22 protein-coding genes are annotated in these 25,880 nt (G+C 54.7%); 12 read left to right on the plus strand and 10 right to left on the minus strand.

Features of this window, described 5'->3' with window-relative positions; genetic code table 11:
* Nucleotides 1–24: 24 nt before the first annotated feature.
* The 5 genes from IEW66_RS06820 to rfbC all read left to right on the plus strand — a co-directional run bounded on the left by IEW66_RS06820 (nucleotide 25) and on the right by rfbC (nucleotide 5,003).
* On the plus strand, nucleotides 25–1,380 hold the full coding sequence (locus IEW66_RS06820) for a cytochrome ubiquinol oxidase subunit I (protein ID WP_188681485.1): 1,356 nt from the start codon (nucleotides 25–27) through the stop codon (nucleotides 1,378–1,380).
* Entirely contained in the window at nucleotides 1,371–2,333 is a 963-nt protein-coding gene (locus tag IEW66_RS06825) for a hypothetical protein (RefSeq protein ID WP_188681486.1), read from the plus strand. The genes IEW66_RS06820 and IEW66_RS06825 overlap by 10 nt, the downstream gene beginning before the upstream one ends.
* A gap of 214 nt (nucleotides 2,334–2,547) precedes the next feature.
* Nucleotides 2,548–3,594 (plus strand): glucose-1-phosphate thymidylyltransferase, encoded by a 1,047-nt coding sequence (locus IEW66_RS06830; protein WP_188681487.1) that lies wholly within the window; start codon nucleotides 2,548–2,550, stop codon nucleotides 3,592–3,594.
* A gap of 5 nt (nucleotides 3,595–3,599) precedes the next feature.
* Nucleotides 3,600–4,451 carry a dTDP-4-dehydrorhamnose reductase gene (gene rfbD / locus IEW66_RS06835; protein ID WP_188681488.1) on the plus strand — a complete coding sequence of 284 codons (852 nt, stop codon included), beginning with the start codon at nucleotides 3,600–3,602 and terminating at the stop codon, nucleotides 4,449–4,451.
* Between the two features lie 6 nt (nucleotides 4,452–4,457).
* Complete coding sequence (rfbC, locus tag IEW66_RS06840) at nucleotides 4,458–5,003, plus strand: dTDP-4-dehydrorhamnose 3,5-epimerase (RefSeq protein WP_075056651.1); 546 nt, start codon at nucleotides 4,458–4,460, stop codon at nucleotides 5,001–5,003.
* 97 nt (nucleotides 5,004–5,100) lie between these two features.
* Here rfbC and IEW66_RS06845 read toward each other — a convergent pair whose 3' ends face one another.
* Entirely contained in the window at nucleotides 5,101–6,090 is a 990-nt protein-coding gene (locus IEW66_RS06845) for a glycosyltransferase (RefSeq protein ID WP_188681489.1), read from the minus strand.
* Between the two features lie 613 nt (nucleotides 6,091–6,703).
* Here IEW66_RS06845 and IEW66_RS06850 point away from each other — a divergent pair.
* Nucleotides 6,704–7,957 carry a glycosyltransferase family 4 protein gene (locus tag IEW66_RS06850; protein ID WP_188681490.1) on the plus strand — a complete coding sequence of 418 codons (1,254 nt, stop codon included), beginning with the start codon at nucleotides 6,704–6,706 and terminating at the stop codon, nucleotides 7,955–7,957.
* Between the two features lie 343 nt (nucleotides 7,958–8,300).
* Entirely contained in the window at nucleotides 8,301–9,392 is a 1,092-nt protein-coding gene (locus IEW66_RS06855; RefSeq protein ID WP_188681491.1) for a glycosyltransferase family 4 protein, read from the plus strand.
* Nucleotides 9,393–9,735: 343 nt separating this feature from the next.
* Here the strand turns inward: IEW66_RS06855 and thiD are convergent, their stop codons facing one another.
* Nucleotides 9,736–10,539 (minus strand): bifunctional hydroxymethylpyrimidine kinase/phosphomethylpyrimidine kinase, encoded by an 804-nt coding sequence (thiD, locus tag IEW66_RS06860; protein WP_188681492.1) that lies wholly within the window; start codon nucleotides 10,537–10,539, stop codon nucleotides 9,736–9,738.
* 308 nt (nucleotides 10,540–10,847) lie between these two features.
* Nucleotides 10,848–11,906 (minus strand): mannonate dehydratase, encoded by a 1,059-nt coding sequence (locus IEW66_RS06865; protein WP_188681493.1) that lies wholly within the window; start codon nucleotides 11,904–11,906, stop codon nucleotides 10,848–10,850.
* A 110-nt stretch (nucleotides 11,907–12,016) separates the two neighbouring features.
* Between IEW66_RS06865 and IEW66_RS06870 the strand changes: the two genes are divergently transcribed.
* Together IEW66_RS06870 and IEW66_RS06875 are read left to right on the plus strand one after the other, a co-directional pair.
* Entirely contained in the window at nucleotides 12,017–13,321 is a 1,305-nt protein-coding gene (locus tag IEW66_RS06870) for an MFS transporter (protein WP_188681494.1), read from the plus strand.
* Nucleotides 13,318–14,250, plus strand: coding sequence for an MBL fold metallo-hydrolase (locus IEW66_RS06875; RefSeq protein WP_188681495.1), 933 nt, complete (start codon nucleotides 13,318–13,320; stop codon nucleotides 14,248–14,250). Before IEW66_RS06870 ends, IEW66_RS06875 begins: the two co-directional genes overlap by 4 nt.
* Here the strand turns inward: IEW66_RS06875 and IEW66_RS06880 are convergent.
* From IEW66_RS06880 to glcS, 5 genes are all read right to left on the minus strand, one after another.
* Entirely contained in the window at nucleotides 14,247–14,885 is a 639-nt protein-coding gene (locus IEW66_RS06880; protein ID WP_188681496.1) for a helix-turn-helix domain-containing protein, read from the minus strand. The two genes, IEW66_RS06875 and IEW66_RS06880, sit on opposite strands and share 4 nt — an antisense overlap.
* A gap of 477 nt (nucleotides 14,886–15,362) precedes the next feature.
* Nucleotides 15,363–16,508 (minus strand): ABC transporter ATP-binding protein, encoded by a 1,146-nt coding sequence (locus tag IEW66_RS06885; RefSeq protein WP_188681497.1) that lies wholly within the window; start codon nucleotides 16,506–16,508, stop codon nucleotides 15,363–15,365.
* Nucleotides 16,509–16,517: 9 nt separating this feature from the next.
* Nucleotides 16,518–17,357, minus strand: a complete 840-nt coding sequence (gene glcU / locus IEW66_RS06890) for a glucose ABC transporter permease GlcU (protein ID WP_188681498.1) — start codon at nucleotides 17,355–17,357, stop codon at nucleotides 16,518–16,520.
* Complete coding sequence (gene glcT, locus IEW66_RS06895) at nucleotides 17,347–18,207, minus strand: glucose ABC transporter permease GlcT (RefSeq protein ID WP_188681499.1); 861 nt, start codon at nucleotides 18,205–18,207, stop codon at nucleotides 17,347–17,349. Before glcT ends, glcU begins: the two co-directional genes overlap by 11 nt.
* A gap of 5 nt (nucleotides 18,208–18,212) precedes the next feature.
* Nucleotides 18,213–19,808 (minus strand): glucose ABC transporter substrate-binding protein GlcS, encoded by a 1,596-nt coding sequence (glcS, locus tag IEW66_RS06900; RefSeq protein WP_188681500.1) that lies wholly within the window; start codon nucleotides 19,806–19,808, stop codon nucleotides 18,213–18,215.
* Between the two features lie 204 nt (nucleotides 19,809–20,012).
* Here glcS and IEW66_RS06905 point away from each other — a divergent pair, with 204 nt between their 5' ends.
* Nucleotides 20,013–20,669: a TenA family protein gene (locus IEW66_RS06905; RefSeq protein ID WP_188681501.1), complete on the plus strand. Its 657-nt coding sequence runs from the start codon at nucleotides 20,013–20,015 to the stop codon at nucleotides 20,667–20,669.
* Here the strand turns inward: IEW66_RS06905 and IEW66_RS06910 are convergent.
* Entirely contained in the window at nucleotides 20,662–21,621 is a 960-nt protein-coding gene (locus tag IEW66_RS06910) for an AIR synthase-related protein (RefSeq protein ID WP_188681502.1), read from the minus strand. The two genes, IEW66_RS06905 and IEW66_RS06910, sit on opposite strands and share 8 nt — an antisense overlap.
* A gap of 90 nt (nucleotides 21,622–21,711) precedes the next feature.
* Nucleotides 21,712–22,761: an AIR synthase family protein gene (locus IEW66_RS06915; protein WP_188681503.1), complete on the minus strand. Its 1,050-nt coding sequence runs from the start codon at nucleotides 22,759–22,761 to the stop codon at nucleotides 21,712–21,714.
* A gap of 379 nt (nucleotides 22,762–23,140) precedes the next feature.
* Between IEW66_RS06915 and IEW66_RS06920 the strand changes: the two genes are divergently transcribed.
* The gene (locus IEW66_RS06920) at nucleotides 23,141–24,679 is read left to right on the plus strand and encodes a flippase (RefSeq protein WP_229657548.1); all 1,539 of its coding nucleotides are present in this window, start codon (nucleotides 23,141–23,143) and stop codon (nucleotides 24,677–24,679) included.
* Nucleotides 24,680–24,865: 186 nt separating this feature from the next.
* Nucleotides 24,866–25,880 (plus strand): hypothetical protein (locus IEW66_RS06925; protein ID WP_188681505.1); only part of this gene is annotated, 1,015 nt, incomplete at its 3' end.

Consider the following 25,880-nt stretch of genomic DNA (forward strand, 5'->3'; position numbering starts at 1 on the left):
CTATATGCCTGAATTATCTTCACTATGACATCTGTCATAACCTTTGACAGATTCCTCATGGGCTACACCCTCGGCGCACACATACTGATAGTGACGCTGAGCATAGCCCTCGCAGTCTTCGTCTCAACATTCGAGTTCCTATCCCTCAGAAAGAAGGACAGAGACTACGACATCCTGGCCAGGAAGCTCGCCAGGGCCCTGGTTATATTCTTCGCCGTCGGAACAGCGAGCGGCACTGTCCTGGCGGTCGAATTATTCACCCTTTGGCCACCGTTCATGGTGCTGATAGGCAAGGTGGACATCCTGCCATTCTACTATGAGATATTTGCGTTCTTCCTGGAGACAATAAGCCTCGTCCTCTACGTCTACTACTGGGACGCCTTCACAAACAGGTACAAGCACTGGGCCCTCTCGCTGTTCGTCGCCATCGGCACTGTGATGTCCGCAGTCTTCATAACCATGGTCAATGCCTTCATGAACACCCCCGCTGGCTTCAACATCAGCGAGTACCTGGCAACGGGAAAGATAACCGGAGTGAACCCACTGGCGGCTGTTGCGAACCCGTCATCGTTCATAGAGGTCAGCCATGTCACAACAGCGACATTCGCGTCCGGAGCCTTCGTCCTCCTCGGCTACTTCGCCTACAGGTACATGAAGAACAACGACGGCCTCGGCAGGGAGGTCTACAGGAAGGGCATGGTCGTTACGGCCATAGGTGCGCTCATCGGAGTAGTCCTCGCAGGCATTGCAGGCGATTCCTCCGCAAGGATGCTCATCTCGCTCCAGCCCCTCAAGTATGCTGCCATCGAGCTGAACCTGCACCCAATGGTGAACGCACCGGAGAGGATTGGAGGCATAATGATAAACGGCGTGCCAGAGTTCTACATAAACATACCCAGGCTTCAGTCCATCCTTGCGTTCCTCTCCTTCAACTCTCACCAGGCGGTGCCCGGCCTGTCACAGTTCCCGAAGTCCGAGTGGCCCCCGCTTTTCGTGCACCTGACCTTTGACGTGATGGTCGGCGGCGGCACGCTGATAGGCCTCTTCGGACTCTACCTCCTCTACAGGATCGTCAGGAAGAGGCCCATAACCTCCAGGGTCCTCCTCTACGGCATGATCGCTTCCGCTGTGCTCATAGAGATAGTGAACGACGCGGGCTGGGTGACGGACGAGGTGGGGAGGCAGCCATGGATCATCTACAACGTCATGACCGTGTCGAGCGCGGCAAACACCTCACCTTCAGTGATACCCCTGGGCATTGGCATAATCCTCTTCTACCTGATAGTTGTGCCGTTCACCTTCTACTTCGCCAACAGGGTCTGGGTCAGGAGGGAGGAGAAGGCCACAAAGCAGGTGGCAGGTGAGGCAAAATGGTCATGATACACCCGGAAGTGGGCATAAACATGGCGATCTTCGCCATGTTCTTCGCCATCCTATCCACCGAGCTCATGGCTGCATCAGCCTTCATCTTCAGGTACAGCGAGGCGGAGAAGAAGGTCACGAAGTACATAATACCCATATGGGAAATCACGGGGACATTCTTTGTGTTCTATGCGGTGAACCTCGAGGCCCTTATCCCAGAGATAATCCCGTTCGTTGCGTACACTTTCGTTGCCTACATCCTCGTCTTCCTGATCCTCTACGTCCTTAGGAATGCCAGCATAATATCGGCCGAGTTCATATGGAAGAACAGGAGGATCGACAGGAAGCTCCTCTACAGGGCGTATTCGGTCATAACCTACGTCCTCGGCGTCATAGTCCTAATAATATACACGTCTGTGATCAGCGGCGTTGGCATCGACTTCCCAGCAAGGACATTCAACCTCGCCTCCTTCGTATCCTTCTTGCCGAATGACGGCTTCATCATAGGCTCCGCTGTCCTGCTCTTCGGCATGGCGTCCATATACTACGCCCTGGACGTCAACAGGTTCCTGTCCCTTGCAGTTGTCCTCATCGGTATGGTAATAGCTGGCGTCTCTTACATCCACTTAGGTGATGTGGTGCACCCGTACTTCCTAACGATCCCTGTGGTGCTCACCATCGCAGCCCCGATCATGCAGTTCAGCAGGAAGACAGAGAAGTTCGTGCACAACAAAATCGCCTTCCAGGGCCTGATTGCGGTATCTGTGTTCTTTCTCGCATACTCCGCATACCCGTACCTGCTTGGGAGGACGCTAAACATACTGACAATACTGAACAACAGCGCCATGCAGACGCAGGTATTCTACACCACGATAGTCGGAGGCCTGATACTCCTGGCCCTATCGGTGATGTACTTCGACGTATACATGAAGAAGGGAGAGAGGGGCGACATCGAGAGCACGGAGGCCTAAGGTGCAGTCCCGTGCACCCCTCATAATTCTTAGAGGGTGCATACGAGTGGAAGTGGTGTCTTCGCATCCTGCCTCACACCTCAAAGGTATCGTTGTCACCGTTAGTATCGTAGGAGGTCTCTCCGGCCATCTAGTCCCGTTTTCAGTGTGTGACCTGGTATGCTAACAGACCTGAGTGAAAAGAGATAATTACTGTAACAGAGATTAAAGTCAGATGAAATGTATCTTGCTTCACGGTGGCCAGGGCACGAGGCTGAGGCCCATCACGCACACAGGCTCCAAGCAGCTCATTAAGATTGCGGGAAAGCCCGTGTCGAGGTGGATGCTGGAAAAGATCAGGGACCTCGGAATAGAGGAGTTCATAATAGTGCTGGGTGAGAATGATCCGAGGAGTGTCATTGACTACTACGGGGACGGCTCAGCCCTAGGAGTTCGCATTAAATACCTGTACCAGGGGAAGGCACGTGGCATCGCTGATGCAATATACAGGTGCAGGGGTATGGTGGGCGAGAACGAATTCATAGTTGCCCTGGGAGACAACGTCCTGATAGACCCGATACCTGCAAGGATGGTTGAGGCAGGGAACTCGGTGCTGCTAGCAAGGGTCAGAGACCCGAGCAGGTTCGGAGTTGCTGTCATTTCCGAGGACAGGATCGTGAAGATGGTGGAGAAGCCGAAGGAATTCATTTCAGACCTGGCCCTCGTGGGCATATACAAGTTCAGCAGCGAGATCTTCCAAGAGATATCGAAGCTCAGACCAAGTGCCAGGGGAGAGCTCGAAATCACTGAGGCTATCCAGGGTCTCATACAGGACGGCTTTGACGTTAATTATGAGGTCGTGGGCAACTGGTGGAAGGACACCGGCACCCCTGAGGACCTCCTAGAGGCCAACATGTACCTCCTGGACGCCTATGCCCAGCGCTACATCAGCGGCAGCATTGTGGACTCAGAGGTACTCGGAAGGGTCTACCTCGGACAGGGCTCTAGGATCATAAATTCCAAGGTGATAGGCCCGTGCTTCATCGGCGAAAACACTACCGTGGCTGATTCCACAGTAGAGCCATTCTGCAGCATAGGCGATGGGGCCTCTATCGAAAGATCCAACCTTTCCTACAGCCTGGTGATGGACGGTGCCAGGATTTCCAGAGTGTCCCTGACCAGGTCAATAATTGGGAAGAACGTGAAGCTCGAGAGGGCTGAAGGTAGCGAAAAAGGCGTCAATGCTGTCCTAGGGGAGAACTCCACAGTCATCCTGAGGTGATCCGCATGAAGACGCTGATCATAGGCTCTGATGGACAGCTTGGATCGCAGCTGATGGAGTTCATGCCAAACCCCACAGGGGCAAGCAGGAAGGGCAAGGACTCTATGCGGCTTGACATATCGGACGTACACGAGGTGGAAAACCTGATCCTGTCCGAGAAGCCGGACGTTGTGGTCAACGCGGCCGCGATTACGGACGTTGACCTATGCGAGAGGGAGAGGGAAATGGCCCTGAAGGTCAATGGTATTGCGGTGAGGAGCATGGCCAGGGCCTGCTCTGTGATAGGGTCCTACTTCATCCACATTTCAACCGACTATGTCTTCGACGGTGAAAAGGGTATGTACAAAGAGGACGATGCACCGAACCCCTTGAACTACTACGGCATCTCAAAGCTGTACGGTGAAGCCTCCGCGCTGGCATACGATGAGACGCTCGTTGTGCGCACTTCCGGTGTCTTTGGGTACAAGCAGAACTTCCCGCTCTTCGTCCTGAAGACGCTCCAAGGTAACGGCACCGTAAAGTGCATAGACTCCTTCTACTCCCCAATACACGCCAGGCTGCTGGCCAGGGCTATCGCTGAGCTGCTGGGCCGGAGGCCCTACGGGATAATCAACGTATCCGGTGCAAGGATATCCAGATACGAGCTTGCCATGAAAATCAAGGAATTCTTCGGCATCGATACGGGCACTGTGGTGCAGCAGCAGGGGCAGTCTGGTATCGTGAGCGCGAGGCGCCCTCACGATTCCTCGTTGGACAACTCCAGGGCCAGGGCACTACTGTCCTTCGACTTCGAGTCTGTTGAGAGCAACCTCAGAACCATGAGGGAGGAACTCGGAAGAGAAACAATGGAGGGATGAGTGGACATGCCTTTTGAGTTCGAGAAGACGGATATAGAGGGCGTTGTGGTTGTGAAGCCGAGGGTCTTCAGTGACGAGAGAGGTTATTTCACGGAGACCTACAAGAAGTCGGAGTTCTCGAGGGGCGGGATAGATGTGAATTTCGTGCAGGACAACGAGTCGTTCTCATCGGCACTCACGCTGAGGGGCCTGCACTTCCAGAGGAAACCGTACGAGCAGGGCAAGCTGGTCAGGTGCGTGAGGGGGGAGATCTTCGATGTAGCCGTTGACCTCAGGCCCAACTCCCGGACATTCGGGAAGTACGTTTCAGCCATACTCAGTGAGGAGAACAGGCACATGCTCTGGATACCTGAAGGCTTTGCCCACGGTTTCCTGGCACTCAAAGACTCTATCGTTGTCTACAAGGTAACGAATGAGTACAACAGGGAGAGCGAGGGCGGCATAAGGTGGGATGACCCAGAACTGTCGATAAAGTGGCCCATGCAACCGAGGTTCCTGTCGGACAAAGACAGGAAGTGGCCGACGCTGAGGGAATACATGAAGTCCTTATAAACACGCAATAGGGAACCGGTGTCTCACGTTGGCAGAAGTCGTTGCACTGGAGCCGAACTAGCAATTGCCTTTATCGACCCATGAATCCTCGCAGTAGTCAGGTGGACTTGATCCTCACGAGCTTCTGCAGATCCCGGTACATCTTCCTGACCGCAAACTGCCTTACGGGCTTAGGCATCATGGAGGCCAGTGAATACTTTATCCTGAAGAGCCTGAGACGTAAACTCTCCCCAAGCGGATCAATTGGGACCAGGATGGTATAGAACATCTCTGGCAGTCCCACGTCCACGGGTTCACCGTAGAGCCTGAGCTTGAATTTGGCACCCTGTATCCTGCTCACTATTGCTTCCCGCACCCTCCTGTCCCTGAAACTCGGGAGCACCTTTTCATATAACGCCACGGACTCCCTGTTCTTACCGATCTCATTCCTACAGTATGAGTCAAAATCCGCGTAAATCTTGGAATTGGAATCGCTCATAGCGTGAACCCTGTAGAGAGTGAGTGGCTTATCTATCTCCCGGATCCTTCCACCGGAATCCAGGGCACTCAGGTAAAGGAGTATATCCATTGAAGTCGCAATGTCGATCTGTCTGAACAGTTCCCAGTTTATGCACTTCTTCCTGACCGAGATAGATGAGTTGTTGAACGCCCTGGTTATTTCTGTGAAGGCAACCCTGTTTCCGTTCTCATCCACTGGTACCAGGTTGTTATGGAGGTAGCAGAGTTCCGCATCCAGGAATTCCTGGTGCACCAGCTTCAGCTTCTCGGGCAGAAACTCATCATCATCCTCGAGGAAACATATCACCTCTCCCCTGGCCCTCTGCACCCCCTCATAGACCTTCCTGTATATACCCCTCTCTGTGGAATTTATTATGATCACGCCCTTCTTTGAGAATTCCGCATCGAACTGTGGGTCTATGAAGTTCTTTACCAGTATTATCTCGAACCTGTCCCTGTCGAAATCCTGGTTCAGGACACTCAGGAGGCACGGTTCGATGAACTTCCTCCTCGTGTATGCTATGACTATCACGCTGATCTCAACACCCTGTTGCCCTGCTTCACCCATGCCATCCTGGCTGAGCACCACCTTATCATCCTCCCGTCCGGAAACATATCTCCATTTCTTCAGCGGAACAGCACACACACCTTCCATTCACCCACCGCAGTTCCTGATTTAATGATTTTGCTCAACAACATCTCTGGATTCTAGGGAGATCCTAGAGACCGTTTAAGCAGATCCCAGCGGTTTGGTGCCTAACACCTATGTTCTCCACACACCTGTTAGGCTGGCCTTTGTTTGGGCCCTTTCCGGTACTTGGAACGCATGCTCAGATATGTTTCAGGAGCATCAGCGCATTTGCTCTCACTTGTGACCATTCTCTGTGTGCAATTTCTAGTTGAGAACCGGTATGCCACACACTTAGAGAGTTAACATTCACCTGTCTTCGGCGACCGGTCATTGAAACATCTTGATCGCTGGTACCAGAGTGAAACATTAAACCCACAGCCTTAGAGTGAGAGGATCGCGGAAAGGAGGCGATATTCCTTCAACTAACAATTCATTCACATTAACCGCAATCCGTGTATCTTGGTAGCAAAGGCACATCATATCTCTAGGGAATTGCCCGTGGTTCACCTGCATCCCCGGCCAAGTTCAGTGCTATGGCAATGTTTTAGAATTGTTCCCCCCTATTGAACATGTGAAGATCCTGAGGCTGAACTCCGTGGCTGGGCCTCCGGGCGGCGTGGAGGCCTACATCGAGGGTGTTGACAGGATACTCTCAAAATACGGGCATGAGACAAGGACTATAACTCTCACAACGGGGGTGAGGCGGGAAAAAAGTGTAAACGAGATTGAGATAGTCTCCCCACCTTCCCCTCTGACTAGAGCAATCAACGATGTGATCCCTTCCGATGAGGTCTACGAGGCCCTCCTCTCGGAGTACCGTACCTTCAGGCCCGACCTGATCCACCTGCACCACCTCAGGATCGGGTTCGCTAGCGTCGTGAGGTTCCTAAGGTCTGTGGAGGAGCCGGTCGTGTTCACAGCCCACGATGCCCTCGCGGTCTGTCCCCTGTCGACGCTCGTGAAGCCAGGGAACGTGATATGCGAAGGCGGCGCATCGGTGAGGTGCGCCTTCACAGGCTGCAGGATACACAGCCACCTCCCATATGAACTGATCCTCTCCAGGGCCTTCAGGGAACTGTCAGAATCCTCAATCAGGGCCTTCATATGCCCCAGCTACGCGGTGATGCGGTACTTCTCAAGGTTCAACTTCAGGCCCACCGTACACCTCTTATCGTTCTCACACTTTGATCCGAAGCTCGTTTCCGAGGAGCCCAGGTACGGGGAGATCCTGTCGCGAAACGGCGTAGGTTACATAGGCAGGCTCGATAAGTACAAGGGCGTGGACGACCTGATCAAGGCGTTCAAAATATTTTCCAAGAGGCATGAGGGGTTCAAGCTCCTCATCGCCGGTACAGGGCCGTATGAGGGCGACCTCAGGGAACTCGCACAGAGGCTGGGGCTGGACAGCCAGGTCGAGTTCCTCGGCGAGGTCAGGGGGCGAGAGAAAGAAGAATTCTACGATTCCATATTCTGCAACGTCGTGCCTTCCAGACTCTGGGAGAACCTCCCTTTCTCGGCCCAGGAATCGATGCTGAGGGGCATACCGACCGTGGGCACAAGGATCGGTGGCATACCGGAACTCATCGAGGATGGTGTAACGGGCTTCACCGTACCGGTGGGTTCCCCTGAAAGCATGGCGGAGAGGCTTGAGGCGATCCTGAGAAATGAGGGCAACAGCGTGACCGGCATGATGGCCATGGGGAGGGAACGCATCCTCAGGAACTTCACACCCGAGAGGCACTTATCGGGCCTCATGGACATCTACGGCAGGGTGCTCGGCGGCGATGAGATCCCGGACGGCTACGACCCTAGCCCGGTAGTGTGAGATATCATCCGTTCCACGCCCAGGATCACCGTGACCGCCCTGGGTGTCAGGGCATCTTATCTCTCTGTCCCCTCCCTTCGCTACTTTCACCTGTGTTCCTAGCCAGCATCTCCCTCCCCTGTGACACAGCTCCACTGGCCTTCCACAGAAGAGGTTGAGGCCCAGACCCTGGCAGCCCTGGTTTTTCAGGTCACACTGCGACGGCTACCCAGATCAAGGAAATGAGGCATTCACAAATACGCAGGCGCGGTACGCACCGCCTCCGGCTACCGGCACCACTTGCATGAAGACCTGCGCTCAATTCGGCACGAAAAAATTTTTTCAGTGCAGCAATGCCAAGGTGTTGAGGTTTCTCCAGATAGCTCACGGCAGGATTATACCTGAGTATTCCAGCGCCTACGCCATGCGCTGCCACTCTCTACTGAGGGGACAGGAACGCAGACTGGTCTCCGTCGGCGGCACAGTGTGGAGGCACCAGGTCTCCGGCTACGCTGAACAGTTTCCATCTCTCCTCCTGATGGGGGTTGCTGTGGCACGTGGTAACAGGTCAATGGAGATACTCATATCCGATGGGAGGTATGTCAACAGGAGATACATTGGGAGGGTGAAATCTCTCATCCGGGACTCTGACGTGGTGGTCTTTGAGGGCCCATGGCAGTACCGGCTGTTCAGGGAGGAGCTGGAGGGGAAGACAGTTGTCTATGATGCGCACAACCTCGAGGCTAACCTGAGGAAGGGGAACGTATACCATGACAGGGTGAGGGAGATCGAGGGAGAGATCTCGAGGAACGCCGATGTCATACTTGTCTTCAGCAGGGAGGAGGTCGATGAATTCAGGGCCTACTACGGGGTGAACAGCAGCAAGGTGAGGTACGTGCCACACCTTGAGGACCTCTCCGGCCACCCGTGGGCGGGAAAGGGGTCAAGGGACCTGGTGTTCATAGGTTCTGTGTACCAGCCGAACATCGAGGCCCTCCGCATCGTTGAGGCACTGGCCAGGGAAATGCCAGACGCCAGGTTCCACGTCATAGGCAGTGTGTGCAGTGAGGTGAGGTACAGGGGGAGCAACCTCATAGCCCACGGCATGGTGGACAGCGCCGAGAAGGACAGGATAATGTCCGGCTGTGCCGCCGGCCTCAACCCCATCCTGACGGGGGCGGGTAGGAACCTGAAGGTCCTCGACTACATTGCCCATGGCCTGCCTGTGATAACAACGCCACTGGGCGCGAGGGGGTTCAGGGAATACGGCATTGAGAATTTCTCGATAGTAGCGGAGGCTGACCAGTTTGGTGAGGCGGTGAAGGCTATACTTTCAGACCCGGATCTTCAGGAGAGGATGAGCGGGGCTGCGCTCAGGGCATATGAGACGTTGAAACAGGTCGAGGGCTCTGCCAGTGTCGTTTCCATACTGAACGAGATATCTACCAGGCATTAGAACTGCAACCCAGTGACGCAATGCGAGCATGTGGCATGGTGCTGCTGGCCCGCCGTTGATGGCTTCACGTTGCTTCACACTCTTCACAGGCCACTCGTTTCCCGCAAAATCCTGCGGACACACTGCACCACCTGGCCCCATCGGCTGGGTTCTGGCCAGCGGACCATGTTCCACGCTGTGGGTAGAGAAATTCGGAGACTGTTGGCCCACCGTTCCGGGATAGCCATCGATATGGCGAGCAGTGTTCCTACATTACAGATACCGTCTCGAGCCTCCGCAAGCGGTTTGTGTAAAACCGTCCACTGGCCGGTGGGTGCAGAGTCCTCCTTCAGGCCAGCTGAAGTCAGAGACCGTTACCTAGGGAGCAGTTCCAGAAGTGGCCCAGGGAGCCGAAGCATTGGCCCATGGGGAAGGACGCCTCTATGGCCTTCTGGAGGTACGACTTTGCTATCCTCACAGATTGTTCAAGGGACTTTCCCATGGCGAGGCATGCGCAGATGGCCGATGACAGAGTATCGCCGGTGCCGTGGGTGTTCCTCGTCTCGATCCTGGTGCCCGTGAACCTCGATACCTTCGATGCAACGAGGATGTCCGGGACTTCTTGCAGGTTCGTGTGCCCTCCCTTCATCAGGACGCTGCACCCGAACTCATCCCTTATCTTCTCCCCAGCCCTCACCATGTCCTCCTCCCCGTTTATCCTGATGCCCGATATCACCTCTGCCTCCGGCACATTGGGTGTTACGAGGGTGCACTGAGGAAGGAGGTTGCTCTTCAGGGAGTTCACCGCGGATTCCTGCAGTAGCCTGGCCCCTGATTTCGAGACCATAACAGGATCGACGACTATGTTCCTCACGCCGTATTCCCTGAACTTCCCTGCGACGCTCCATATTATCTCGGAGGAGAAGAGCATGCCTGTCTTCGCAGCGTCTGTACCTATGTCTGTCAGGACGGCATCCATCTGGTCCTCTATGAACTTCACCGGCACTGGGTGTATAGATACGACCCTGCAGCTGTTCTGCGCCGTGAGAGCAACGATCACAGACATCCCGAAGGCCCTGAAAGCAGTGAAAGTCTTCAGGTCCGCCTGTATGCCCGCTCCTCCACCGCTGTCCGATCCGGCGACGGTGAGACACCTGGGTACGCTCATTGCACACCCTTATGGAGAGAATACGTTAAATTCCTCCGGTCCGTCAGAATGCAGAGGGTAGCATGTACGGAGGAAGTGCCAAAAGGTGTGCTCCCCAGTGCTGATCAACGGGCTCCCGCTGTACCTTGACATCTGGCCCGGCATTCCATCCAGGTGACCGGTGCCCAGCACACTGGCGCCTCTTGCTAACACTCCCCCATACTCCCTGTGTCCTTGGACATCTGGTCTGTGCGGTAACAGCAACTCTTTCTTGCGACACCGTGTATTCAGGGAATTTTCCGTCACGTGAAACAGCACGTCGATCCGGCCTACACCTGTTTATTTCCTGCCATGCTTTCGTCTTCGCCAGCTGCGTCCAGTGAACCCGGTCGGCTTGAACTCTTAGTGGCAGCAATGAGGCCCTGGATGTAGCCGATTGCGTGCAGCCTGCCAAGTATAGAGTAGCCCGGGACGCTCGCACTATCACCGTAAAGGGTGGGGGTGTGGTCCGTCCTCATTATCCCGGAGAAGCCTGTATCGAAGTAAGCCCTCATGCACTCTGCCATATCCGTCCTGCCCTGGTCTATGAATGTCTCCTCGAAATCAGCCGCCGATCCCCTGACGTCCCGGAAGTGCACGAAGAACACCCTTCCACTCGGAACGAGCTCCCTTATGACGGACGGCAGGTCATCTGTCATGAGGGTGAAGTTGCCCTGGCAGAGTGTGATGCCGTTCCTGGGGCTGCCGTTGATCCTGAGGAGTTTCCTGAAGGCATCTACAGAGTTCATTATGCGTGCCACTCCCCTCAGCGAAGGTATGGGCGGGTCGTCCGGGTGCATTGCCAGGTTCACTCCAGCTTCCTCTGCAACTGGCACCACACGGTCGAGGAACCACTCCAGCGTTTCCCAGAGCCTTTCACTGCCCACCTTTCCAAGAGACGGTGGGGGGTAGTCCTCCATGTCCTCCAGGTGAAAGGCCGTGGTGAGTGCACCGCCCCTTGTGGTCACGCTTGTCCTGCTCCTCACCCACCCGGTGCCAGCCATCCAGTTGTAGCACCAGACACTGATCCCGAGTTTACCCATGTTCTCTATCATCCTGAGGACATTCTCGAGTTCCTCTTCCCTGCCCTCAATGCCGTACCGTATCCTGTCCATGGGCGGGTTATCCTCTATGGCAACGAGTTTGAGGCCGAACTCGGACAGGTACCTCTTCAGTGAAGCCAGGGACCCGTAGCTCCATGGATCGTCAGACCTGTGCATCCTCCAATCAGAGAACCCCCTTGGCAGGACGCCCACCGCCTCGTCCACACCGACCTGCTTGAGCAGTCTCAGGGCCCTGATATCACCTGTGTCTGTCACGATCTCCGCGATCCTGAACCTGTGGCCCATAAGATGTGAACCGAATGCTGGAGATTTAAGCATTCTTTATACATATACAGATACTTTGTCCTCACGTATTCAATTAAATATCTTTAACTGGCTGAGAGTTAGGACAGCTGATGCAGAACAAAGGTGCTGAGGCGGATAAGATCGACAGGTACGATATAGTAGTGCTCATAGCAGTCTTTCTGGGCTGGGCTGTTTCAGCGACCGACATAACACTGAATGGCTTCCTTCTAGGCCAGATCACAAAGGCCTTCCACATATCCACCGCTCTGTTCGGTTTCATAGGGCTGGCATTCGGAGTCGGTGATGGCCTTGGTGGCTTCATCTTCGGAAGGATCAATGACACATCGTGGGGCCGCAAACTGACATTCCTGATTACGCTACTTGGCGTTCTGGTGTTCACAGTTCTCAGTGGCCTTTCAGTGAACTTCCCCATGTTCGTGGCTACAAGGCTCGGGGCAGGCATCTTCAGCGGTGCCGAGATGACCGGGGGATGGGTGCTCCTGGCCGAGCAGATACCGAGCTACCGCAGGAGCTGGTTCATATCAATCTCCCAAGGAGGTGTTGCGGTCGGGTATTTCTTTGCTGACCTGTTTTCCTCAACCTTCGCGGCACCAACGAGCCTAGGGTGGAGGTGGGGCTTCATTGCAAACGGCATCATAGGAACGGGTTTCTATGCCCTGAGGTTCGCACTGAGGGAGAGCCCCGCATGGTCGCACATCAAGGCATTCAAGCTAGAGGGCAAGGCCGCAGGCGCCACAGTGTCCCAGGGGGTGAGGGAGATATTCAAGTCGCCATACGGGAAGATAACCGCCCTTTCTTTCGTGGGGCTTGCAGCTGCGTTCTTTGGGACCGCCTTTCATGATTACTACTATGCCGACTGGTACGAAATAGGAGGCATTGACAGGACTCCACTACCCTCCCTCGTATACTTCCTCGTCTTCGTTGGCTTTGTCCTGGGACACTTTGCGGCCAACATGACAGAGGGCTGGTACATGGACCACTTCGGTACCAGGAGGGCTGTGCTCTTCACCTCCATTGCAGTGGTCATGATGGTGGTATTCTGGAGGGTGCCGGTGGACATATCGTATGCACTTGACTTTGTCATACTCTTCCTTGTTGGCTACGGGGTGCAGACAATATGGGGGTTCGCCCCTGCTTACATGCCCCAGGTGTATCCCACGAGGATAAGGCATTCTGGGGAGGGTTTCCTCTGGGCACTCACTTACGGGGGTTTCTATTCCCTGGCGGCCTACCTTGGAGGTGTGTGGATCGCCCTGAATGAGTGGTACCTTGTCTTCATCGTCTCGGGAGTTGCGTTCGCAATATACGTGGCCTTCATGGCATCCACTGCCATCGAGCTCAAGGGAAAGGATCTGGACTTCCTTGAGAAGTTCGGAGCGGCCGGGGGTGAATGAAAACGCCCGGGATCGCGCACAGGGAAATAGACAGCAATGTGGGTCTGCTGATGGGCAGCCTGGGTGATGTTGACCTGAACATACTGGTCATATCGCCCGATGGTGACGGGAAAAGCATGCTGGACTGTGGTACGGCTGACATGGCCCAGCAGATCCATGATGTGGCAGGAGTGCCAAAAAGGGTGTACGTTTCACACTCCCACTATGACCACGACGGCGGTGCGGGGTTCTTCTCTTCGTTGGGGTCAGAAATATTTGCGAGCCAGGCAACAATTGCCCTGCTCCAGACACCTGAAACCGCGCTGGAGAGTTTCTTTCCATGGAGGCACAGGGTTTTTCTGGAGAAGCAACAGGCTGAAAGATTCGCGGAGGAAATCCTGAGACAGTCCTCCACAGGTGCATACTTCAAACCAGTAAAGAGAGATGACGGGGAGCCAATAGAGGTCATTGATGCGCCCGGGCACGTCGCAGGAATGCAAGTATTCAGGTACAGAGATATACTGTTCACATCAGATGCCATACAGGGTTCCGGCATAAAGGGGAGTGCATACACTGACAGCATTCCGCAGATCTCTTCCTTCCAGGAGTACTTCCAGACCCTGCGCAAGGTCATGTCCCTCAAGAATGAGGTAATGGTCCCCGGACACAACTACAGTCCTGCTTCTTCAAGGGTCATTGAAGGATCTGCGATCGATCGTTTCCTAGCAGCCTCCTACGATACTGCCAGGCGAATACTGGATTACGCTTACGATGCTCTCAGCGAAGACTGGCAGTCCATCGGCACTCTGGCAGCATACCTCCTACGGAAGTTCTCAATAGGGAAGTTGTATCCGCAGTGCCTCATAACCGCGGAGGCAGCGGTTTCACACTACTGTGGAATCGTTTTGAGGAGATCGGAAGGAGGCATTTCACTTTACAGAATTCCCTAGTAATCACCCATAAGACGATCCCTCTCGCCAATGACCTTCCTGATTGCACTTTTGAGCCTGTAGTTAACGGTGGATTTGGATGCCCTGGTGATTTGACTGATCTCGGTTAGCGTTATCTTCCTTGGCGTGTCGAAGAACCCGTTGTTGATGGCAATCTTCAGTACCCTCTCCTCATCTTCCGTTAGACATAGAGGGCGTCTCTCAACCACCCTGGAAATTTCCACGATATCGCAGAAGTCAGTTAGGGCATCTATTACCTCCCTCCTCGAGACAGAGGTACTGTCAAATGCAGCAAGATAAATCTCAACGCCAGACCTCACCGTCAGGCCAAGTGCAATTACCCCCAACTCATTCATCACACGGCGGAGAGATTCCCTGTAATCACCGACCAGTATCATCTCGCCTGCCCCGCCGCTGGTCTTGCGCACCACCTGTATGCGCACATCCCCTTTGCAGGACTTTGCAATATCCTTAAGGTTTCCCTTCCTGTCAGAGAACTGCATATACTCAACATTCTTACCATTCATGTTCAGGACGTATCCGAGGGAGTGGATTGAAAGGTCAGGAAAAGATTCTGTGCCCTGGGTCCAGTCACCCTCGTGCCTGAGTACCAGCCTCAGGCTCTCAATCGCCATATGCATACCATTGAAATTATATTTATAACAATTTGCATCTAGCGGTAAGATTTAGGAAAACTCCCCTTACGAACAATCCTGAACATTCACGCACCCGTGCTGCACTCCATTGCATTGCAGGTGAGGACAACAGCGGTTACCTAATAACAGGTGCGGGCATCCTTCCAGGACATGAGAGGTGCATGTTTTTCCAAGGCGTATGTGAAGACGCCCCCTGGTAAGCGCACTCATGCAAGATAGCTTTGCCGTGCCAGACTCCAGGGAGATCTAGGGCACAGTCGAGGAACCGTGGACGGCATTGCCTCGCCATCCTGAAAGCACATGAGAACTCAGCGCCCCTGGAAATGAATCGATGGGAGCAATATGTTAACGCCAGCTGGGAAGTACAGGCTACATTTCCAGCAACTGATCTATCAAGGCAAACTTCAGTGCAAAAAAAGAGTCTAATTCAGGCGCGAAGATTCCATCGGTTCGCCATCACGCCTGGGCGGTCTCCGCTACCCTGAAAGGTATAAGGTCGCCGCTCTGCGCATCGAAGAGCTTTATCTTCGATGCGTTCACGTAAACCGTCAGCCTCGAACCAGGGCTTACCGGCAGCCTGGACAGGACGTTAAGCCTCTCCTCCCCCACTTTCATAGACACAACGAAGCTGCCGTGGACGTAGTTGGAGGCGTCCACCTCGAAGGTCCCGAACTTCACCATCTCACTGCTCCCGCCCAGGTTCGTAACGTCGTTCTCTGTGGCCAGGTCCTCGGGCCTGATGCCAACTGTGACCTCCCTGTCCCAGGTCTCGTCCGAAGCCGCCACGGGGACGGGTATCCTGGCATCGGCCACCCTTATCACGAGCCTCTCGCCGTCCAATGATGTAGACCCCCTCAGTAGGTTTATCTCCCCAAGGCTGCCAGCGACCCTTACGTTCCTGGGCCTGTCATATATCTCGCCTGGTGTATCGATCTGTATCAGGCGGCCGGAATGGATAACGGCGACTTTCCTTGCGAGGGAGAAGATGTCCGATGGGTCGTGGGACACGATCACCGCTGTGATCCCGTACTCCTCCTGCACCCTCCTGACAAGGCTCCTGGCGTCGTCCCTCCTGTTGGCGTCCAGGTTGCTGAATGGCTCGTCCAGGAGCAGGAGCGAGGGGTTCTTTGCCAGTGCCCTGGCCAGGGCAACCCTCTGCTGCTGGCCCCCGCTTATCTCACCCGGCCTCTTTTCGAGGGTCTCCGATATCTCGAGGACCCTTGCTAGCTCCGTTATCCTCCTGTGTATGTCCTCCGGGGACCAGTGTTTTGACTTCAGGGGGAAGGCTATGTTCTCGTAATTTGTCATGTGGGGGTAGAGCGCCCAGTTCTGGAACACCATACCGACGTTCCTGTCCTCCACAGGTATTATGTCCTTCCCGTCACTGGCAGCCACCTGGTCGTTGAAGTATATGGCGCCACGCGTCGGCGTCTCCAGACCCGCGATGATCCTCATTATCGTCGTCTTGCCGGCGCCGCTGGCACCAAGTATGCCGAAGAACGAGTTGTCCTCTATCTCGAAAGATATGTCATCCAGGGCCTTGAACTCGCGGCCCTTCTTGCCGAATACCTTGTCTATGTGCTCAAGCCTTATCCTTACCATCCGCAACACCTATCCCTTAGCGCCCGATCCGAAAGCCAGGAGCCCCCTTATGAAGTACCTACCAAGGAATATAAAGATTACCAGGGGTATCAGCGATGCCAGGAAAGCTGCAGCGAAGCTCTCGTTGTACAGAGTTCCGTAACCACCCGTGAAGCTGAGCAGTGCAACCGAAGCCGTTCTCTTGGACGGGCTCGATATCAGGACTAGAGGTATGAAGAAGTTGTTCCAGCTCTCGATCAGGACGAATATGAACGTGCTGATGAGGCCAGGCATGGTCAGTGGCAGGACGATCCTGCTGAAGATGCGGAAGTCACTGGCCCCGTCTATCCTTGCAGATTCCAGCGTCGTTCTGGGCAGCACGGCCAGGAATATCGACATGAGGAGCGCACCTGTGGGGAGGTAGAAGATGAGGAAAGCGAATATGAGGCCGGCAGTGCTGTCGAATATGTTCATTGCAACGGTCAACCTGATCAGGGGCACCAGCGTTATCTGGTACGGCACGAAGGTCGCTATTGCAATTATGGTGAATATCACGTTGTTTATGAACGAAGTCACCTTGTAGAAGTAATAGGCGGCCAGTGCACCCAGGAACGTGGATATAAGTGCCACGGGTATGACGTAGAGGATGCTGTTCACTATGGGCGTTGACAGCGCGCTCAGTACCACCTTCATCGGCAGGATGCTGAACGAAGCGGGTTTCAGCACAGGTGTTGAGAGGACGCCTATGTTCGTCTTCAGCCCGTCTATGACCAGGGCATACACGGGTATAAGCCAGACCACAGCTAGGAAGCTCAGTATCACGTACTTGACCACGCGCCTTGCCATTATGATCGGTTTGCTACGAGGCATTTGCCATCCACCTCTTGAGGCCGTATAGGGCGTAAGGTATGACCACAACGGCCGCAATTACAACGATTATAACTCCGGACGCCGCGGAATAAGAGAAGAACTCGGTGGTGTAGAAGTAATACATCCTCAGCACCGCAGTCTCGATGGCTGGGTTGAGGCCCACGGACACGTAGGCGAGGGAGAATATCCTGAAGGCGAAGAGGAAGAGGAGCGCGGTGGAAACTATAAAGCCGTTCTTTGCGTTCGGGAGCAGTATCCTGAACGTCACCCTCAGGGGGCCTGCGGCGTCGAGCCTGGCCGATTCCAGTATGTTCCTGTTTATGTTCTGGAAAGACGCAAGGTAGAAGAGCGCAGAGAGGCCGGAGTACTCCCAGAGTGAGACCAGAATGAGGCTGGGGAGCATGGTAGCCCTGCTGTCCAGCCACGTCCCGGTTGGGAGGTGCAGGGCGGCCAGGATCACGTTTATGCCTGTGTGTATGTTGAAGAGCCATGTCCATATGACCGCCACTGCAGCGCTGGATATTGCAAGGGGATAGACGAAGACTGAGGTGAAGAAAGTCCTCGCCCGGCCATTTCCAACGAAGAAGATGAAGGCGCCGAGCAGTATGCCCAGGAGGTTGCCTCCGGCCACGAGGGCAGCGCTCCATATGAGCGACCTCGCCAGTGACGATGTGAAGGACGCTATCCTGAATATCTGCGCGTATGTCAGAAGGCCCACGAATGACGGGTGGGGGTGAAGGAGGGAATAATCCAGGAATGAGTAGTAGAGGTTCCAGAAAATGAAATAGAGGAGTATTACACCGAACGCAAGTGCAGGTAAAGAAAATAGTATTGTTGTTCGCCTGGACATCCGGATCATGCCTTTGGTACTGCCAGCGTCACCATGTTCTCCAGGAAGCTGAGGCCGAAAGGTGACATGTAGACATACTGGACGTTGTCAGCGTTTCTGCTGTTTGTATGGTAGTCACTGGTGGCATGGGCCGTGACAGTTGCGTTGGCTGATGTGTTGGCCCACGGAGGCAGGTAACCACCGAAGGGGTGCCCGGGAGATCCCATGTACCCCAGGCCAAGGGAATTGGCAGACATCCACTGCTGCTCCTCGCTGGATAGTACCTGCTTCAGGGATGCATCCAGGACAGAGACCGCTCCCTGGAATGTTGATGAGGATGATGAGGGTGTGAACGACTCGCTGAAGGATGCCATTGCGGACTCTGCTGATGCCAGGGGCCCTGCGAAGAGGCCTCCGTCAGACAGCTGGTATACCCAGTCATTGCCTGGTGTGCTCTTTGCAAGCTGGTAGCTGTACCACTGAGCTGGAGTGTTGAAGTAGTCCGTGGTCACGTTGTCATAGAACGTAACTGCTTTCCACTTGGTGAAGACCATCTGGCCGGCCCAGGAGGCAAAGTACTTGGCAAATATCAGACCTGCAGTCTGTGTTGAACCCGTAGGCACTGCCACCGAGTCGGTTACCATCACGAAGTACTGCGATGTGTTGGGGAAGTCCTCGGACATCAGAGATATGTTCGTCCAGGATGTGTATGGGGCCACCGCAGGGTAGTTCGTCACGTTGAGGAAGTCGTAAGCGTAGTTCGTGTACCAGTTCCCGTTGACCTGGAACGCCACCTGGCCAGAAGTAACTTCACTGATGGCCTGTGTCCATGTCATGCTCTGCTCTCCCGAATAGCTGTCGTTCTGGAAGAGCGAGTATATGTCACTTGTCTCATTTATTGTGTTGGCCACTGTGGGGTTTGACATGTTAAGCGTCCCGTACATGAACTCATCATACATCTTATTGCCCGCCAGTGCCAGGAAGATGTCCTCCCAGACGTTCAACTGGTCCCAGCCCCCGTCACCGCCAGGAATTATCCAGGGTGTGACACCATCGCTCTCAAGGGTCTTCGTGTCGCTGATGAGCGTGCTAAGGTTCGTGGGTATTGGCACGTTGTACTTCTTCAGCAGCTGCGGGTTGAAGTAGAGCTGGGCCCCCTGGTGCAGGTCAACCGGGAGGGACAGCAGGTGGCCATTGAACTCCCCAGCCTCTATGACCTCCGGTAACGAGTTATTGGTGAGGTTCATCTGCTCCGCAACCGGGCCCATGTTGACGAACGAGTTGATGCCGTTGGGCGCAGCCTCAACATAGCTGAGCATCGCGGGGCCAAAGTGCACCTGGAACGTTGCAGGCGGCTTTCCTGCCTCTATGAGGGACAGGATCGCGTAAATTGCATTAGAACCACCTGCACCCGGTGACACGTAGGGCTGAAGGGTGTATCCCGTTGCATTGTGGAATGCAGGTGCCAGCTTGTCAAGAGCGACCTTGCCCTCCGTGGCCCACCAAGTGTAGAACTCCACGTCCTTCGAAGTAGTCGTTGTGGGCCTCTTCTCTTCCACAACCACCACTACAACAGCAACCACCACAATAACAACCACAATGGCAGCAATGATTGCTATCATGCGGTTGTTCCTCTTAGGCGGACTTCTAGGTTGCTCCAGAATCTACCACATCGGAAGTCTTTGATTTGAAATACTGGATAAGAAAGGATATCCGGACATGTCAGGTAAAAGGTATAATAATATGCACACTGCCCAGCCTCCCCTTTTGTCCTCTAAACAGTCCCCGGACACAAGACTAATTAGTCATCATTATTACTCATCCTGATGCTGTCTGAAAGGCTGAGAAAGGGAGTGGAAGACATCTTCGGAGAGATAGTCAGGCACCCTTTCCTTGTGGAGCTGCAGAACGGATCGCTGGACAGGGAGAAGTTCCTCTTCTACCTGAGGCAGGACCACTACTACCTGCAGGAGTACTCCAGGACCCTCCTGATCACGGGCGTGTGTTCGGGCAACCAGGAAGTGGAGGAGATGTTCGCAAGGCATGCGACAGATGCCATAAAGACCGAGAAAATGATGCACGAGGACTACTTCAGGAGGTTCGGCAGGCGCCTGGAAGACTTCGCCCTTTCCCCATGGTCAGAGGCGTACGTGAACTTCCTCGTGTATTTCAGGGAGAGGAGAGACTTCAGGGACCTCTTGATCGCGGTAGCGCCCTGCTACGTGATATACAGGGACGTCGGCCGGGTGCTCTATAAAGGGATGAGGGAGAGCGAGTATTCTGAGTGGATAGAGAAGTACGGGCACTCGGAGCAGTTTGAGAAGAGCGTGGAAGAGCTCGAGGGAGTAATAGACAGCACCAGCGGCATAGACGAGGAGAGGGCCATGAAGATCTACAGGAAGGCCTCCATGTTCGAGTACAAGTTCTGGGACACCTCCTACAGGATGGAGACATACCCATTCGGTATCAACGGCCTCATCTGACACCCGACTTTCTGGCTGCGTCAAACGCTGCCCAGTAAGGGTCGCGGCCCGGGTGAACGAGTCTCTCCCTCCTCCCCGACCTGACCATCCATTTGCCCTCACTTTTTTCGAGTATCCTTCCTATTTCGCTAACGTGTATGCCAGCCCTCCTCATGCTATCAATGAGGCCATCCACGGCCTGCGGCCTTGCTGTGATGATAAGGGTGCCCTCACTTATTGACCTCAGTGGGTCAATGCCGAAGAGGGAGCAGACCTGCCCCACCTCTTCGTAGACGTTAATGCTCTCCCCATACACCTCAATGCCGTTCCCTGATGCCTCTGATATCTCGAACAGTGCCCCCAGGACACCGCCCTCTGTGGCATCATGCATTGATGTGACGCCCTCGCTGCCTGTGCCTGCAGACATGCAGACCTCACTGTCCCTGACTGTGGACATCTCCATGAAGCGGGAGTCTATGGCCCTAAACACGTCAGAACCGAAGGCTTTCTCTACCTTCTCCCTGAACGACAGGGCCAGGACTATGGCAGCCTCCAGGCCCGCGCTCTTGGTCATGAGGATAACATCACCTGGCCTTGCAGACCTGGTCGTGACATAGGTCTCACCGGAGCCGAGCATCGTTATGCTACCGGACATCGGCTGGCTGCTCCTTGGAGCCCTTAACACCTTCCTTGCCACGATGGAGCACCCGAGTGCGGCGCACTCCTCGCTTGCCCTCTCCCATATGGCCCCGATCGTATTCTCGTGGAAATCAGGCGGGAGTGCGAGAGATATGGCTGCCCAGGCCGGCCTGAGCCCGGTGGTGCACAGGTCCGATGCTGTTATGTGGACTGCCAGCCATATGGCCCTCTCCATCCCGAGTTCCAGGTGCACAGGGAATGGGTCAGTCGTTACTGCAAAGTACCTTCCACCTATGGAGAAGATGCCGCAGTCCACGCCGGGTGAAGGCGGCACAACGACATCGTTCCTGTCTGCCCCCAGGTTATTCAGGATGTGGGAAACGAAGAACTCCGCACCTATCTTGCCTGGCTCGTGCAGGGCCCATCACCTCAGCCCCTTGGACATCCCGTAGTCCATTGCCTTCCAGAACGGGTCTCTGCCGGGGTGCTTTATCTCCTTTACATCCTGCCCGAACCTTATCCTCTTCCCCTCAGACCTCTCCGTGACCTTGCCTATTATGTTGGCGTCGATGAAGTTGCCCCTCAGTATCTCGACGAGATCCTCTGCGAACTCCTCCTTCGCCGTCAGGATCAGGGTGCCCTCGCTTATCGATATGTAAGGGTTGATCTCGAAGAGGTCGCACACGTCCTTCACCTCCTCGTAGACAGGTATTGCGTCCCCCTCGATATCAAGGCCCACGCCCGAGGCCTCAGCGAGTTCGAAAAGAGCGCCCAGGACACCTCCTTCGGTGGCGTCGTGCATCGCTGTCACACCGTGCTCCCTGAGACCGAACTTTGAGGCCTCCATGCTCTCGATCACGGTGCTCATCTTGAAGAAGAGCTTCTGAAGCATCTTCACATCGTACTCGCTGAGGTTCGCCCCTATGTATTCCGGGAACGTGTGGGAGAGGATGACTGCAGCCTCCAGGGCAGCGGTCTTTGTCATTATGACCCTATCCCCAGGCCTTGCCATTTCAGGCGTCACGAACCTGTCCTTTTCGCCAACACCGATCATGGTGGCCCCGCCCACCATGGGGTAGTTCACCCCGGAATACCTTGCAGTGTGGCCCGTGACGATGGCGCAGTCCAGCTTCTTCGCCTCCCTGCTCACCGTCTCCATTATCTTCTCTATGGCCTCGTCCTCTATGTCCAGCGGGAGGTTCAGGTCTATGGTCATAAAGTCCGGCTTGAGGCCTGAGGTGCACAGGTCTGAAGCGATTATATGGAAGGCGAACCAGGCCGCCTTGTCCCAGCCGTACTGCGGCACTATGTAAAAGGGGTCCGTGGTCAAGGCCATCACCCTGTCGCCCACCTGGACAATGCCACAGTCCACACCGTTCTTCGGCGGCACAATCACATCGTCCCTCCTCGCACCGAGTCTCGGTGCTATCACCCTCTCGAAGAACTCAAGGTCGATCTTTCCCGGTTCGTGCATACAGGTGTATCCCCACGGTGTATAAACCTGTAGGGAGACCGGGGCTGGATGAAACCTCGTAATGGTAGTTGCAGCAATGTATAACAGATGTATCCCCGAATTGGCCTGATCCTATTCTCTGACATACCAAGAACCATATCTCTAAGGGCTTCAGATCCCAATGGGTCAAGTTAAGAGCAATTATACCGGGACCTTCAAAGGTGAGGCTAGAAACTGTCCGGCCTGAGGTGGGACTTTTACCTCAGACGAACGCCATGGTATGGAGTTGAAACCGAACGGCCTGGCATATGCCATACGTGAAAGCGTACAGCAACATGCAATGTCTCGGATACCAAGCATGGGCAAAAGCCTCTTAAATATGATTCAGATCTCCGAACATTTGCCACACCACACAGGCACTCTGGGCATAGATGCACTCTTCCAGTACACGGGCTCCGGGGTTCAGCTCTTCTCCGGTACTGTGTTCTATATCGTGCTGGTGCGCTTTTTCTCCACAGCCCAGGTAGGTGCCGTGGCAGTTTTCGTTGCAATAGTCGGGCTGTTCAACCTCCTCTTCTCCTTCGGCCTTGGTACCGCGGTACAGCACTTCACCTCATATCACCTGGGCAGGGGTGACATGGCGTCGGCCAAGCACTCGATCACCAGAATACTGACACTGGGCTTCCTGCTCTCCTTCGCAGGCCTGGCATCCATGGTTGCGCTGGCTCCATACCTCTCGGTGCTGTTCATGCACACCGCCTACTACACGGAACTCATAAGGCTGCTGAGCGTTGTGCTGGTGGGCAACATACTCTTCGGCATCCTGAACGGTGCTTCCCTGGGCCTCCAGCTCTTCAGGACCTCCGGCATAATGAACATGGTCATATGGAGCGCTTACTACATAATAGCCTTCGTCCTTGCCCTGCTGGGCCACAGCCTCACAGACATAGTGGCGGGCTGGGGTGTAGGGATATTTACAGGTGTGCTGGTCTACCTGAGGATCCTGATAAAGTTCCTGAGGAGTTCTGATGTGTCTTATCCTGTGAGCCGCCTCACTCCATCGCTCATATTCCAATACTCCGTGCCGGTGCTCTTCTCGTCTGTGATATCCTACGGTGCCACCTATGCGGACAGGTTCATCGTGGCGGGCCTCATGTCTCTCTCTGCCCTGGGCATCTACAACTTCACCCTCCTGGTCGCGACGTCCATGGGCTTCCTGGTATCGCCCCTCAACAACATCCTCCTGCCGAAGTTCTCAGAGTTCTACGGCGAGGGGAACCTGGAGAACGTCAGGGAAAGGTCGCTACTGGCCACCAAGGTCATAACGGGTGCATACGTGCCTGCAGCGCTGGGCGTCGCTGTGCTGTCGAACCCCATAATGACGCTCCTGGCAGGCAGGGCATATGACCAGGGTGCAGACGCCCTGACAATAATAATGGTTGTCGGTGCACTGTTCGTCTCAACTAACGTGATGACACAGATCATCGCGGCCATCAGGAAGACCAGGGTCTTCCTGTACTCCAGCGTGGGTTCCCTGCTCTCCAACCTCATGATATCCATATTCCTCATACCGAGGTTCGGCATGGTGGGCGCAGCCACAGGGTTCTCCTCCGTTTATGCCGTCACATTCTTTGTGCTCTATTACTTCACCAGGAGGACGAGGATGTTCAGGCTCGAGTGGAAGTCGACACTGAAGATCTGGGCATCCTCGATCCTGATGGCCCTCGCAGTCCTTGGAGTCGAAATGCATACTGGCTCAAGGGTGGACATGCTGCCCCTGTACATACTCCTGGGCGCGGCAATATACGTCATCCTGTTCAGGCTCATGAGGGCCATGAGCCCCGAAGACGCTTCCGTGCTCTACGTGCAGTTCCCGAAGGGGAGCGGCGCTGTCAGGAGGATCCTGATGCTGCTCGTGAGCGGCTTCAGGGCCCAGTGATATCCTTTCATGTGTTAATTTTTTTGAATTTGTACCGAATCCCGGTACATGCGTCATAAGTACATTCTATTCATTGTATTAATTATATTAGTCACATCAGTACTGATCCCGAACAGCGTCCACGCCATGGTGGGAGAGAGAAGAACACATTCCGCCGAGAACGGTAATATATTCTACCTGACCAACATGACGGTGAGAGGGAACTACTCGCTCGAACACTCGGAGGTCATCGTGGAAAGTGGGGCACGGATAACCGTTGAAAATGGTAGCACAATTTCCATAAATGGAGACGAATTCATTCCTGCCAGCAATGGAACCTCACTGACGATACGGGATTACGGGAGCCTTTTGATAAACGACTCGGAGTTCCAGGTGCCCGTGAAGCTGCTGGCAGACAGGGCCAGGGCCACGATTTCCGGTTCATCCATCCCCAATGGGTCAGTATATGAGGTGAACGGGTCTGAATTGCACGTCTTCCGATCAAACCTGGGGGCACCTACGGGCACTGCAGCCAGTTACTTCGACGTACTGAACGCCTCTGACTACTACGTCCCCTTCAGCACGAACTCTTCGTTCCCGCTTTCACCTGAGCGTTCAGGGCCCCTGGGAGCACCGATTACAGGGATTTACCTCAATGCCACAGTTGGGGGCAACGCCACAGGAGATAGGATAGAGATCGTATCAGGCAACACCACCCTGCTGTCCATTGAGCCGCCGTCCACACCTGCTTTCAACGATAAGGCCACGGTCAGCTACTTCGTGAAGACCGGCCCGATGAACGCTACCGGCATGGTGAGCAAAGGCCTCAAAGGGAGGATGGTAGACACCAGCGGGAACAACCTCACCATATGGAACCTAACTGTCACGCTTGTTTCCGACGATGTGGAATACACTGAGCCCTGGCTGGACAACTACTACTTCAGTTCCAGCAGTGTATCGATTACGAACTCCACACTCTACCTGAACGGCACATACATTCAGAAGGGCATACCGGATCCTGAGAGCCACTTCCTGTACGTGAGAAACTCCACGCTCGTGCTGGCAGGCCCGCTGAACGGGATGGGCCTTTCCGGCTCGCTGGTAACTGACAGCAACAGCAGCATCTGGGTGTACCAGCCCATTGAGTTCGAGAACGTGCCCGCAGGGGAGAACGCCTCGGACGTGCTTGCCAATCTGAGCGCAGTTCCTGTGCCCCCCCCCC

The organism is Thermogymnomonas acidicola (assembly GCF_014646795.1).
Lineage (GTDB): Archaea > Thermoplasmatota > Thermoplasmata > Thermoplasmatales > Thermoplasmataceae > Thermogymnomonas > Thermogymnomonas acidicola.

Bases quoted from the DNA above. Each gene is read 5' to 3' on its own strand.
- IEW66_RS06820 (WP_188681485.1), top strand. From the start codon at position 25: ATGACATCTGTCATAACCTTTGACAGATTCCTCATGGGCTACACCCTC.
- IEW66_RS06825 (WP_188681486.1), top strand. From the start codon at position 1,371: ATGGTCATGATACACCCGGAAGTGGGCATAAACATGGCGATCTTCGCC.
- IEW66_RS06830 (WP_188681487.1), top strand. From the start codon at position 2,548: ATGAAATGTATCTTGCTTCACGGTGGCCAGGGCACGAGGCTGAGGCCC.
- rfbD (WP_188681488.1), top strand. From the start codon at position 3,600: ATGAAGACGCTGATCATAGGCTCTGATGGACAGCTTGGATCGCAGCTG.
- rfbC (WP_075056651.1), top strand. From the start codon at position 4,458: ATGCCTTTTGAGTTCGAGAAGACGGATATAGAGGGCGTTGTGGTTGTG.
- thiD (WP_188681492.1), bottom strand. From the start codon at position 10,539: ATGAGCGTACCCAGGTGTCTCACCGTCGCCGGATCGGACAGCGGTGGA.
- IEW66_RS06865 (WP_188681493.1), bottom strand. From the start codon at position 11,906: ATGGGCCACAGGTTCAGGATCGCGGAGATCGTGACAGACACAGGTGAT.
- IEW66_RS06870 (WP_188681494.1), top strand. From the start codon at position 12,017: ATGCAGAACAAAGGTGCTGAGGCGGATAAGATCGACAGGTACGATATA.
- IEW66_RS06875 (WP_188681495.1), top strand. From the start codon at position 13,318: ATGAAAACGCCCGGGATCGCGCACAGGGAAATAGACAGCAATGTGGGT.
- IEW66_RS06880 (WP_188681496.1), bottom strand. From the start codon at position 14,885: ATGGCGATTGAGAGCCTGAGGCTGGTACTCAGGCACGAGGGTGACTGG.
- IEW66_RS06885 (WP_188681497.1), bottom strand. From the start codon at position 16,508: ATGGTAAGGATAAGGCTTGAGCACATAGACAAGGTATTCGGCAAGAAG.
- glcU (WP_188681498.1), bottom strand. From the start codon at position 17,357: ATGCCTCGTAGCAAACCGATCATAATGGCAAGGCGCGTGGTCAAGTAC.
- glcT (WP_188681499.1), bottom strand. From the start codon at position 18,207: ATGTCCAGGCGAACAACAATACTATTTTCTTTACCTGCACTTGCGTTC.
- glcS (WP_188681500.1), bottom strand. From the start codon at position 19,808: ATGATAGCAATCATTGCTGCCATTGTGGTTGTTATTGTGGTGGTTGCT.
- IEW66_RS06905 (WP_188681501.1), top strand. From the start codon at position 20,013: ATGCTGTCTGAAAGGCTGAGAAAGGGAGTGGAAGACATCTTCGGAGAG.
- IEW66_RS06915 (WP_188681503.1), bottom strand. From the start codon at position 22,761: ATGCACGAACCGGGAAAGATCGACCTTGAGTTCTTCGAGAGGGTGATA.